The organism is Streptomyces flaveus, from assembly GCF_014647675.1.
Classification (GTDB): Bacteria; Actinomycetota; Actinomycetes; order Streptomycetales; family Streptomycetaceae; genus Streptomyces; species Streptomyces flaveus.
Genome location: NZ_BMPQ01000014.1, coordinates 196,553 through 206,752, shown reverse-complemented (window position 1 = coordinate 206,752; position 10,200 = coordinate 196,553). Strand labels below are relative to the sequence as shown.

Genomic DNA, 10,200 nt, shown 5'->3' with positions numbered 1-10,200 from the left:
TTGTCAGTGACGGACGGCAAGCTGGATCCAGCGCCACCGCTGTGCGGCGGCGTGGAACCGCTGAGCCTTGTGGCGCTGTAGCGCCGCAGCCGAGCCGAACCGGGAGAGCCGCCCGATGCCGACCGCCGCACTCACCGATCACGAACACAGAGTTCGTTGCGGTTCCCCTCGACGAGCGGAAGGCGGTGCGCGAGGCGACGAGGCTGCCTGGCGGAGGCCTGAGTGCACAGACTCCTTTACTCGGCTGAGTACGCTGGACAGTGACCTCGAAGAACGACCCGTCGCACGCCGCTCACCGACTACCCAACTGGGGGTCAAGGGGTCGCAGGTTCAAATCCTGTCGTCCCGACAGTGTGAAGGGTCTTCGCAGGCGAGAGCCTGTGGGGGCCCTTTTCGTGTGGGTCGTTTCCGATCTTCGAGGTTGAGCACGCCGCTCATAGGCGCCTTTACTCGGAGGTTTGCGAGGATGCCGCTGCTGGACCTGGACAAGATCACTGCGGGGCTGTCGACGACCTGGTCGGGGTTCTTGCGGGACTGGGACCGCTCGCTGTGGTCGGCGTCGAAGGCGCTGAACAAGCACAAGGGGCTGCAGCAGTTCTTCAAGTGGCTGATGCTCGACGAGGACGAGATCGACCGGTCGCCGATGGAGCGGGTCCGGCAGCCGAAGATGCCGCAGAAGTTGGTCCCGGTCATCCCTCTTGGGTTCTAAAGGTGGTTGCAACACCTGATCCTGCAGGGTGTTGCAACCACCTTTAGAACCCAAGTCGCCTCGGTGGGGCCGCTGAACACCGCCCTAGCCTCGGCCTGCCGTCTCGGTGGTTTCTGACAGGAGAAGCGGCTTCCAAGCCCACGGCGCGGGGCACTTCAAGGCTCCACCCAGTGGGCCTGCTGTGGTGGGCCCGCCTCCTTCGGTCACGTCCCTGTGCGGCGGGGCATCGGGGCTGGCTTGAAGTCGGTGAGACGCCCTTCCAGTGGTTGACCACGGTGTTCGCGTGGGGTCCTGGATCGGACGGCTCCGATGGGGAGTCGCTTGCGCGACTCCTTTCCGGGCGGGCGGCTGTCAGGCCTCGTCACGTCGCGTGGTCTGCAGGACTTTGTGCGTCACCGGGAAGATCGCGAAACCGGTCCGGTGGGCCAGGGTTCCCCACAGGCCCCGTGGAAGGTAGAGGGAGACGGCGATGGCGGCGGCGCCGATGACGACGAGGTACCAGACGCCGCTCTGGGCGAAGTACTTGTCGAGGAGGAAGTAGACGAGGGCGCCGATGACCGGGCCTTCGACGGTGCCGATGCCGCCGATGACGACCATGAAGATCATCAGGGCCGTGTACTGCACCCCGAAGATCTGTGAAGGCGAGGCCACCCCAAGGCTGTTGACGCAGATCACCGCTCCGGCGGCGGCGCAGCCGCCGGCCGCCGCGATGTAGATGATCCGCTTGCCACGCGTGACGTTCACACCGAGCGAGCCGGCCGCGGTCTCGTCGTCCCGGATGGCCTGGAGGTCCAGGCCGAGGCGACTGCGCAGCGCCAGATACGTGCCCAGCAACGCCGCCGCCATCACGGCGAGGGCCAACCAGTAGGTGTACGCCTGCCGTAGCACCGGTTCGGCGGTGATGGTGGTGATGTTGCGGCCGCTCGCGGCACCGAGGGAGTCGAAGCGGACGACGATGAGGCGAACGACCTCGGCGATCACCCATGTCCCGACGGCGAAGTAGCCGCCGCGCAGCCGGAAGGCGATGTAGGACACCGGCCACGCGATCAGAGCGACGACCGCCGAGACGACGAGCGTGCCGGCGTAGACGTTGATTCCGTGATCGTTGACGACGAACAGTGTGTACGCGCCGAGGCCGATGAAAGCCTGCTGGCCCATGGAGACCATGCCGGCGTATCCGGCGAGCAGGTTCCACATAGAGGCCAGCGCGATGAGGTAGCAGAGCTTCACCAGTTGGGTGGTGACGCCGTTGTCGACGACGTAGGGCAGGCTCGCCATGACCAGCAGGACGAGGAGCGTCCCGGTCAGGCCGAGGACGGCGGCGAGGCCGCCGCGTCGGACGGCGGGAAGTACGGACGGGGCCGCCGGGGAGACGACGGCGGTGGTCTGGGCGGTCATGCGAGCACACTCCTGCCGAACAGGCCCTGCGGCCGGAAGACCAGAATCGCCAGGAACACCAGATGCCCGGCGAGCAACGGCAGGTCGGGCGAGATCTGGGCGCCGACGGACTGCGCGATGCCCAGCACCATGCCGCCGGCGAGGGTGCCCCACAGCGAGCCGAGGCCGCCGATGATGACGACTTCGAAGGCGAACAGGACGGTGAGCTGGCCCTCGTACGGGGTCACCCCGCCCTGCCGCATGGTGTAGAGGGTGCCGGCCAGGGCGACGGTGGCGAAGGCGATGACGCTGGTGAGGGCATAGACCTTGCGGTTGTCGACGCCCATCAGCCGGACGACGGCGCGGTCGTCGGCGGTGGCCCGGACGATGCGGCCGGACTGGGTGCGGTAGAGGAAGACGTGCAGACCGGCCAGGACGGCGACCGCCGCCACGACGGTGATCAGCGGGAACCAGCCGATGGCCAGGTCGCTGCCCACGCGGATGCTCGCGGTGCCGAGCGAGCCGATGCCGAGCGGCTTGGTGTCGTTGCTGAAGAGCTGGACAAGTACGTTGGGGATGATCACGGAGATGCCGAAGGTGACCATCAGGGGCGCGAACTCGCTGAGCCCCATGGCCCGGTCGAGCAGTGTCCGCTGGATGAGGTAGCCGAGGCCGCCGACGGCCGCCATCGAGACCAGCACGGTGAGCGCGACGGGGATGTGCAGGCTGACGGCGGCCACCGAGGCCACGTAGCCGCCGAGGATCATCAGGTCGCCGTGGGCGAGGTTGGCGACTCGCATCACCCCGAAGACCAGGGACAGGCCCGCTGCGGCCATGGCGAAGATGCCGCCGAGCAGCATGCCCTGTGCGATGGCGTTGAGCCACGTCATGGGGACGTCACCTCCAGGGTGCCGAAGTACGCGGCCGTGACCTGCTCACGCGTCAGGTCGGCGGCCGGGGCGGTCAGGACGACGCGGCCCTCCAGGACGCAGGCGATGCGGTCGGCGACCGCGAAGGTGCGGGTCAGGTCCTGCTCCACGAGGACGACGGTGGTGCCCTCGGCGCGGATGCCGGGAAGCGCCGTGTAGAGCTGCTCGACGACCAGCGGCGCGAGGCCGAGCGACACCTCGTCGAGCAGCAGCAGGCGGGGGTTGCCCATCAGGGCGCGGCCGATGGCGACGGCCTGTTGCTCGCCTCCGGAGAGGCGGGCAGCCTTGCGGGTGCGGCGGTCGGCGACGAGCGGCATCATCTCGTACACCTTCTTCAGGTCCCACGGGCCTTTGCGGCCGGTGGCGGCGCCGACCCGGAGGTTCTCCTCGACGGTGAGGGACGGGAAGAGCCGCCGACCCTCGGGAACGAGGCCGATGCCCTTGCGGGAGCGGTGGATGTCGGGGAGGGCGGTGACGTCCTCCCCGTCGAAGCGGACGGTTCCGCTGAAGGGCCTGAGGGCCCCGGCGACGGTCCGCAGCAGGGTGGACTTGCCGGCGCCGTTGGCGCCGACAAGGGCGAGGAGTTCGCCTTCGGCGACGTCGAGGCTGATGCCGAAAAGAGCCTGGAAGTCCCCGTATCCGGCATCGATCGCATCGAGGTGCAGCAGTGGGCTGCTCATGCTGTCGTACCTCCCAGGTAGACCTCGGCGACCTCGGGGCTGGCGAGGACCTTGTGCGGGTCGCCGTCGACGCGGATGCGGCCGTACGCGAGGCAGACCAGCCGGTCCACGACCTGGACCAGGGCCTTGACGACGTGCTCGATCCACAGGATGGTCACGCCGGCCTCCTTCAGCGACAGGACGGTGCCGACCAGTTCGTCGGCCTCGCTCTCGGTGAGGCCGCCTGCGATCTCGTCGAGCAGGAGCAGCTCGGGGGCGGTGGCCAGGGCGCGGGCCAGCTCCAGGCGCTTGCGGCCGAGCAGCGGCAGGCCGCCGGCCGGCTTGTTGGCGACCGGGAGCATGCCGGTGGTCTCCAGCGCGGTGAGGGCCTGTTCGCGGGCGTGGGTCCCGCGCAGGCCACCCCCGCGTTGGGCGCCGACCAGGACGTTCTCGAAGACCGTCAGATCCCCGAACGGGCGGGGGATCTGGAAGGACCGGCCGACCCCGAGCCGGCACCGCTGGGCGGCGGAGGCGCGGGTGACGTCGCGGCCCCCGAGCCGTACGGTGCCCCGGGTCACGGGCTCGACGCCCGAGATGGCGCTCAGCAGCGTCGACTTGCCGGCCCCGTTCGGGCCGACGATGCCGACGGCCTGGCCGCGCGGGACCGCCAGCTCAACGTCCTCCAGGACGTTGAGGGCCCCGAAGCTGACGGCCAGGTTCTCGACCTCCAGCAGCGGCTGGAGCACCGGCGCCGTCACAGCTCCCGGGCCTTGCCGTCGATCTTGGCCTCGGGGATCAGCGTATTGCCGACGATCTTCAGGTCGTACGCGCCGCCACTGCCCTTGACCCACTGGGTGGTGACCACCGGGATGGCGGCGACGTTCTTGACCGGGTTGGCCGCGCCGCCCCCGGTCCAGTCGACGCGGCCGATGACCGTGTCCAGGCTGGTCTTCCCGATCCGGGTGGCGACAGCCTTCTTGTCCTTGGGGTTCGCGTGCCGCAGGACGTCGCCCGCGATCTCGAACAGGGCGTGGTTGGGGCCGAGCCCCTGGTTCCACCTGCGGCCCTTGGCCTGCGCGGACTTCTCATAGCCGTCGGCGAGCTGCTGCGACGTCTGCCCGGTCAGGCTGGAGCTGAACGGGAACTGCGGCAGCCACCAGCTCTCGGTGCACAGTCCGTCGCCCAGGCCGTTCGGCAGCGAGGCGACCGACGACTCGAAGAGGATGGCCTTGGCGATGGTGACCACCTTCGGTTTGAAGCCCTGCTGGGCGGCCTGCGTCCAGAAGGTCGCGAAGTCCGGCGGCGTCGGCACACCCGCCAGGATCTGCACGCCCTCCTTCTTGAACGTCGCGATGATCGACGAGAAGTCCTTCGTCCCGTTCTCGTAGGCGCCCGGGTCGACGAAGGTGAAGCCCTTGGCCCCGGCCTGCGCGCGGAAGCCGGTCTTCTTGTCGCGGAACGCGCCGCCGTCGGCGTCGTTCGGCCACAGGACACCGACCTTCTTGTTGGTGTCGAACATCCGCCACATGTCGGTCTCGCCGGTGACGACGTGCTCGATGCCGTCGAAGAAGTGGTACGTGTACGTGAACGTCTTCTGCGGGGTGCCGCCACGTCCGAAGAAGTACGCCTGCCAGGGCTCGATGGTCGAGATGCAGGGCACGCCCTCGCTCTCGCACTTGTTGGCGACCGGGTGCACGGTCTCCGGCGTCGACGTGACCAGCATCAGGTCCACGCCCTGCTGGGAGATCAGCTCGTTCGCGATCGTCGCCGCCTGCTGCGGGTCGGAGCCGGTGTCGCGGTCGAGGATCTGCACCTTGTAGGTCTTGCCGTCGTACTTGATGCCCTTGGCAAAGGCTGCTCTGGCCTGCTTGAGGATGTACTCGTCGGACTCGGTGAAGGCCGCGTACGCACCGGTGCGCGGGCTCACGTAACCGATCTTGATGACGTCGCCGGACGAGGATCCGGAGCCCTTCAGGCCCCCGCCACAGGCGGCGATCAGCGGCGCGGCGCCTGCGGCGGCGCCGCCGAGCCCGAGGGCCCGCAGGACGGTTCGTCTGTTCGGCTGGTTCTTCGGCTGCTGCGCGGAGTGGTCCATGCGATGACTCCTGGCTCCTGGTGACGGAGCGGTGAACGTAGGGCTGCGCGGAGCCGGTGCACAGTGCATGGATTCGATATGAGAAACGGCGGCGACGCCGTTGCGAAATGGTGATGAAACAGGACCTGTTCGTCCGCGGTCTCTCCTTGCGAAACGGCTCGTTCACCAGCTGGGACCCCGCGTCTACGGTCCCGGCATGAACAGTGTCCAGCACGTGGAGGAGCTGCTCGCCCGCGCCGAGCGAACGGCAGGGCTGGGCGCCTTCGTCACGTTGGCCGCCGATCCGGCTTCTGCCGAACCGCCGCCCGCCCGTGACGTCACGCTCACCGTCCCCGAGCACCACTTCACGGAGCCGCTGCATGCGCACACCGCCGCCGTCTGGGGGCACAGCCTGGACGTGCTGCGCCGCGCCGGGATCCGGCTGGTTCCCGCACCCAGGTGATCAGCCCGGCCGGCATCGACCTGTTCGCCACCACGGACGAGCAACGCCGCCTGCTGTCCGCCGGCGGCGGCTGTTCCCGGATCTACGGACCGGACGGCCGCATGATCACCAAGGAGCTGGACGGGGGCGAGGAGGGGCTGGTCTACGCCGACATCGACCTCGACGAGATCGTCATCGCGAAGAACGCGTACGACCCGGCCGGTCACTACGCGCGCCCCGACGCGACCTGTCTGGTCCACCATCGCGAGCCACGCCGAGCGGTCGTGCCGGGGGTGACCGAGGCAACCTTCTCCGAGCTGGAGGGTTCGGAAGGCGCGTAAGGTGCCGGTTATGGGCGAAGCGCGAGGAAGCGGCAGCGAACCGGGCGAGCCGGACGCCCCCAAGCCCTCCGTTCAGACCCTGGACCGGGGGCTGCGGCTGCTTGAGCTGATCGCGCTGTCGCACGAGCCGCTGTCGCTGGCCGAGCTGAGCCAGCGGATGGGGCTGCACCGGTCGATCGTCTACCGCCTGCTGCGCACCCTCCAGGACCACCGCCTGATCGCGCACACCCCGCAGGGATACGTGCTCGGCACGCGCGCCCAGTCACTGGGCCGCCGCACGCTCCCCGTACTCCAGCGGATCGCCAAACCTGAGATCGCCAAGCTCGCCGCCCGCGTCGGGCTGACCGCCTTCTTCGTCGTCCGCGACGGTGACGAGGCGGTCACTCTCGTCTCCGTCGAGGTGGAGAGCGCCCGCTCCCGCACCGTCTACACCCCAGGTGACCGGCACCCCCTCATCCTCGGCTCTCCCGGCATCGCCATGCTCGCCGCCGAACCCCCGCGCGACGACGAACGCCCCGAGATCACCCGGGCCCGCGCCGCCGGCTACGCCACCAGCCGCAGCGAGGTCGTCCTCGGCCTCGGCTCCCTCTCCGCATCTGTCGTCTCACCCTCCGGCAACGCCGTCGCATCCGTCTCCATCGTGTTCACCGTCGAACGCCCCGGTCCCGCCGAGATCGAGGCCGTCCTCGACACCGCTCGGGTGATCACCGGGCGTCTGCACACGGCTCTGTCCACGGGGGCGGTCCTGCCGGGCGTCGGCTGACCCTTTCCTCTGCCGCCGCCCTCGCGGGCGCTTCGCCCGCTTCGGGACGGCTGCGCCGGACTCTCCCCCAGCCTTCGGCCGGGAGGTGCCCACTCCGCCTTGCCGGGGCACACGCCCGTGCCGGGTTCAGGGGGCAGCCCCGCGAACGCACCACGCCGCGGCCCGAGGCGGAGCCCATTGTTGAGGGGAAGGCAAGGCGTTCGCGGGGATCTCGCATAGCGAACTCGCCTGTGGTCCGGCCCCGGGGGCCGCGCCTAGCGTCGCGTTCCGAAAGTCCGAAAGGGGGACCGCGTGGCAACAGCCGGAACGGCCCAGACGATCAAGGACGCGACCTTTGAGGTCCTGCGCCAGTACGGACTCACGACCCTGTTCAGCAATCCGGGTTCGACAGAGGTCGGCTTCCTCGCCGACCTGCCAGCCGATATCGAGTTCGTCCTCGGACTGCACGAGGGTTCGGTGGTTGGTATGGCCACCGGATACGCTCTGAAGAGCGGTCGGCCGGCGCTGGTGCTGCTGCATACGACCGCTGGGTACGGCAACGCCGTGAGCGCGCTGGCGACCGCGCGGGCGAACCGGGCGCCGCTGGTGGTGATCGTCGGCCAGCAGGACCGGCGGCACCTCGCCCATGAGCCGTTCCTGGCCGGGCGGTTGGACGGGCTGGCCGGAGAGTACCCGGTGTGGCAGCACACCCCGGCGCGGGCGCAGGACGTGCCGGGTGCGATCGCCCGGGCGTGGCACGAGGCGCGGAACGGGCGGGGCCCGGCGGTGGTGGTCGTACCGATGGACGACTGGCATGCCGAGGCGGACCCGGTTGCGGTCCTGGCCGCACCGGCGGCACTGCACGGGACCCGCAGCGCCGACGGCCCGGCGGTCGACGCACTCGCCCAGATGCTGCGCGGGGCCACCGCACCGTGCCTGGTGGCGGGCGCCGGGAACGATTCGCCGGAGGGGTGGGGGAGCCTGACGGCGCTGGCGGAACGGCTGGACTGCCCGGTGTGGCAGGAGTCGTTCGGGGCCCGGGCAGGCTTCCCGCAGGATCACCGGCTCTTCGCCGGGCACCTGCCCTCGGCCCGGTCGGGGCTGCGGGCGGCGCTGGACGGGCACGACGCCGTACTGGCCGTGGGGGCACCGGTGTTCCGGCAGTATCCGTACGAGCAGGGCACCTTCGTAGCACCCGGTACCCGGCTCGCTGTGATCACCGACGACCCGGAGGAGGCCCACCGCAGCCCGGTGGAGCTGGCGGTGCTGGCCGACCCGGCTGACACCGTGCGGCGTCTGGCGGTCGCGCTTCCCGCGGCCACGGGCACGCCCCGGCCGCCCATGAGGAGGCTGGCACCGCCTGCCCCGCCCGCCGACGGCGAGCCGTTGCGCGCGGCGCACGTGCTGGCGGCCCTGGCCGACCGGCTCGCCCCGGACGCGGCGGTCGTGGAGGAGACCCCGTCCAGCCGGCCGGACCTGCACGCGCTGCTGCCCGCCCGCGCCCCGTTCGGCTTTCTCAGCGCCGCCATGGGGGGCCTCGGCTTCGCGATGCCGGCCGCGATCGGCGTACGGATGGCGGATCCCGGGCGGCCGGTGGTGGCCGTCATCGGCGACGGGTCGTCGCTGTACTCGGTCCAGGCGCTGTGGAGTGCCGCGTACTACGGCACCGGCGTGCTGTTCGTCATCCTGGCCAACGGCCGATACGCGATCATGGACCGCCTCTCGGAACGCGCGGGCTCGGCCGCCCCCGCCTGGCCGGCGTTCGGCGAGTTGAGCGTGTCGGCACTGGCGCGCGGGCTGGGCTGCCCGGCCGAGCGGGTCGACAGCCACGCCGCCCTGCTGTCCGTACTCGACAAGGTGCTGCCGGACCTCGCCGGGTGGCAGAAGCCGCTGGTGCTCGAAGTGGCCGTCGAGGCCGATCCTGAATTCCGTGCGTAGGAGACAGACACATGGTGAAGGTCGTCATCATCGGGGGCGCGGGCGGCATCGGCTCGTCCGCCGCGTTCAACCTGCTGTCCGCTCAGGGCACGTACGAGATCGTCCTGGTCGACACCAGGCCCAACATGATCACCAGCCATGTGATGGACCAGGAGAACGCGCTCGCGCTCGGCGCGACGCCCGACACCGTTCGCGGCGGCACGCCCGAGGACACGCTCGACGCGGACGTCGTCGTGCTCAGCGCCGCCGTACCGCTGCGGCTGAACTCCTCGCGGTCGGTCTTTCTCGCCGACAACGCGGCGATCGTCGGTCAGTGCTTGCGGCCCTTGAAGGATTCCGGCTTCGGCGGTGTCGTACTGATGCTGACCAATCCCGTGGACGCGCTCATGACCTGGGTGTACCGGCAGGGCTGGCTGCCTCGGCACCGGCTGATCGGCTACACGCTCAACGACAGCCTGCGCCTGCGCACCGGTATCGCGTATGCCCTGGGCGTCCACCCCAGGAACGTCGAAGCCTGGATGATCGGCGAGCACGGCGAGGGCCAGGTCCCGCTCTACAGCCGGATCACCGTCGGCGGCGAGCCCGTCGTCCTCACCACCGAACAGCGGGCAGCAGCCGAGGAGTACGCCGACAACTGGTACGCCCGGCATGTGGCGCTCGACTCGGGCCGTACCTCCACCTGGACCACTGGCCTGGGCACCGCGCGACTGATCGAAGCCATTGCGACCGACAGCGGGACCGTCCTGCCCGCGTCGGTCGTCCTGGACGGTGAGTACGGCGTGCACGGGGCGAGTCTCGGTGTGCCCGTGGAGCTGGGCCGCGACGGGGCGCGCCGGGTCGTCGAGTGGGACCTCACGCCCGGCGAACTGCACGGCATGCAGCAGGCGGCCGTGCGCGTGGAGGCCACCGTGGCCGACATGGACGACGTGTCCGCCGCCCGCTGAACGACCTCCTTTCGGACTCGAAGCGACTCGCACCGACTCAACGAG

The 10,200-nt window shown here is 70.1% G+C and carries 11 protein-coding genes; 6 read left to right on the top strand and 5 right to left on the bottom strand.

The genetic code is table 11. The features are described from left to right. Window positions 1-466 precede the first annotated feature (466 nt). On the top strand, window positions 467-709 hold the full coding sequence (locus tag IEZ21_RS26430; protein WP_213089357.1) for a site-specific integrase: 243 nt from the start codon (window positions 467-469) through the stop codon (window positions 707-709). A gap of 351 nt (window positions 710-1,060) precedes the next feature. On the opposite strand, the gene IEZ21_RS26425 is transcribed toward IEZ21_RS26430, so the two are convergent. The 5 genes from IEZ21_RS26425 to IEZ21_RS26405 are packed head-to-tail and all read right to left on the bottom strand — an operon-like array spanning window position 1,061 to window position 5,769. Then, on the bottom strand, window positions 1,061-2,107 hold the full coding sequence (locus tag IEZ21_RS26425) for a branched-chain amino acid ABC transporter permease (protein ID WP_189324371.1): 1,047 nt from the start codon (window positions 2,105-2,107) through the stop codon (window positions 1,061-1,063). Further along, on the bottom strand, window positions 2,104-2,976 hold the full coding sequence (locus tag IEZ21_RS26420) for a branched-chain amino acid ABC transporter permease (protein ID WP_189324370.1): 873 nt from the start codon (window positions 2,974-2,976) through the stop codon (window positions 2,104-2,106). Before IEZ21_RS26420 ends, IEZ21_RS26425 begins: the two co-directional genes overlap by 4 nt. Continuing rightward, on the bottom strand, window positions 2,973-3,695 hold the full coding sequence (locus IEZ21_RS26415; protein ID WP_189324369.1) for an ABC transporter ATP-binding protein: 723 nt from the start codon (window positions 3,693-3,695) through the stop codon (window positions 2,973-2,975). Before IEZ21_RS26415 ends, IEZ21_RS26420 begins: the two co-directional genes overlap by 4 nt. Beyond that, entirely contained in the window at window positions 3,692-4,432 is a 741-nt protein-coding gene (locus tag IEZ21_RS26410; protein ID WP_213089356.1) for an ABC transporter ATP-binding protein, read from the bottom strand. The genes IEZ21_RS26415 and IEZ21_RS26410 overlap by 4 nt, the downstream gene beginning before the upstream one ends. Next, a complete protein-coding gene (locus IEZ21_RS26405; RefSeq protein ID WP_189324368.1) occupies window positions 4,429-5,769 on the bottom strand; it encodes an ABC transporter substrate-binding protein in 1,341 nt (446 codons plus the stop codon). Before IEZ21_RS26405 ends, IEZ21_RS26410 begins: the two co-directional genes overlap by 4 nt. Window positions 5,770-5,965: 196 nt before the next feature. Here IEZ21_RS26405 and IEZ21_RS26400 point away from each other — a divergent pair, with 196 nt between their 5' ends. The 5 genes from IEZ21_RS26400 (at window position 5,966) to IEZ21_RS26380 (ending at window position 10,155) form a co-directional block, all read left to right on the top strand. Next, on the top strand, window positions 5,966-6,211 hold the full coding sequence (locus IEZ21_RS26400; RefSeq protein WP_189324367.1) for a hypothetical protein: 246 nt from the start codon (window positions 5,966-5,968) through the stop codon (window positions 6,209-6,211). Continuing rightward, window positions 6,208-6,531, top strand: a complete 324-nt coding sequence (locus tag IEZ21_RS26395) for a carbon-nitrogen hydrolase family protein (RefSeq protein WP_189324366.1) — start codon at window positions 6,208-6,210, stop codon at window positions 6,529-6,531. The genes IEZ21_RS26400 and IEZ21_RS26395 overlap by 4 nt, the downstream gene beginning before the upstream one ends. A 10-nt stretch (window positions 6,532-6,541) precedes the next feature. After that, window positions 6,542-7,294 (top strand): IclR family transcriptional regulator, encoded by a 753-nt coding sequence (locus IEZ21_RS26390; RefSeq protein ID WP_189324365.1) that lies wholly within the window; start codon window positions 6,542-6,544, stop codon window positions 7,292-7,294. Between the two features lie 291 nt (window positions 7,295-7,585). Further along, on the top strand, window positions 7,586-9,211 hold the full coding sequence (locus IEZ21_RS26385) for a thiamine pyrophosphate-dependent enzyme (RefSeq protein WP_189324364.1): 1,626 nt from the start codon (window positions 7,586-7,588) through the stop codon (window positions 9,209-9,211). A gap of 11 nt (window positions 9,212-9,222) precedes the next feature. Next, entirely contained in the window at window positions 9,223-10,155 is a 933-nt protein-coding gene (locus IEZ21_RS26380) for a malate dehydrogenase (protein ID WP_189324363.1), read from the top strand. The last annotated feature ends 45 nt before the right edge of the window (window positions 10,156-10,200 follow it).

Coding starts and splice junctions, on each gene's coding strand:
- IEZ21_RS26380 (WP_189324363.1), top strand. CDS start 9,223: ATGGTGAAGGTCGTCATCATCGGGGGCGCGGGCGGCATCGGCTCGTCC.
- IEZ21_RS26390 (WP_189324365.1), top strand. CDS start 6,542: ATGGGCGAAGCGCGAGGAAGCGGCAGCGAACCGGGCGAGCCGGACGCC.
- IEZ21_RS26425 (WP_189324371.1), bottom strand. CDS start 2,107: ATGACCGCCCAGACCACCGCCGTCGTCTCCCCGGCGGCCCCGTCCGTA.
- IEZ21_RS26430 (WP_213089357.1), top strand. CDS start 467: ATGCCGCTGCTGGACCTGGACAAGATCACTGCGGGGCTGTCGACGACC.
- IEZ21_RS26405 (WP_189324368.1), bottom strand. CDS start 5,769: ATGGACCACTCCGCGCAGCAGCCGAAGAACCAGCCGAACAGACGAACC.
- IEZ21_RS26415 (WP_189324369.1), bottom strand. CDS start 3,695: ATGAGCAGCCCACTGCTGCACCTCGATGCGATCGATGCCGGATACGGG.
- IEZ21_RS26400 (WP_189324367.1), top strand. CDS start 5,966: ATGAACAGTGTCCAGCACGTGGAGGAGCTGCTCGCCCGCGCCGAGCGA.
- IEZ21_RS26420 (WP_189324370.1), bottom strand. CDS start 2,976: ATGACGTGGCTCAACGCCATCGCACAGGGCATGCTGCTCGGCGGCATC.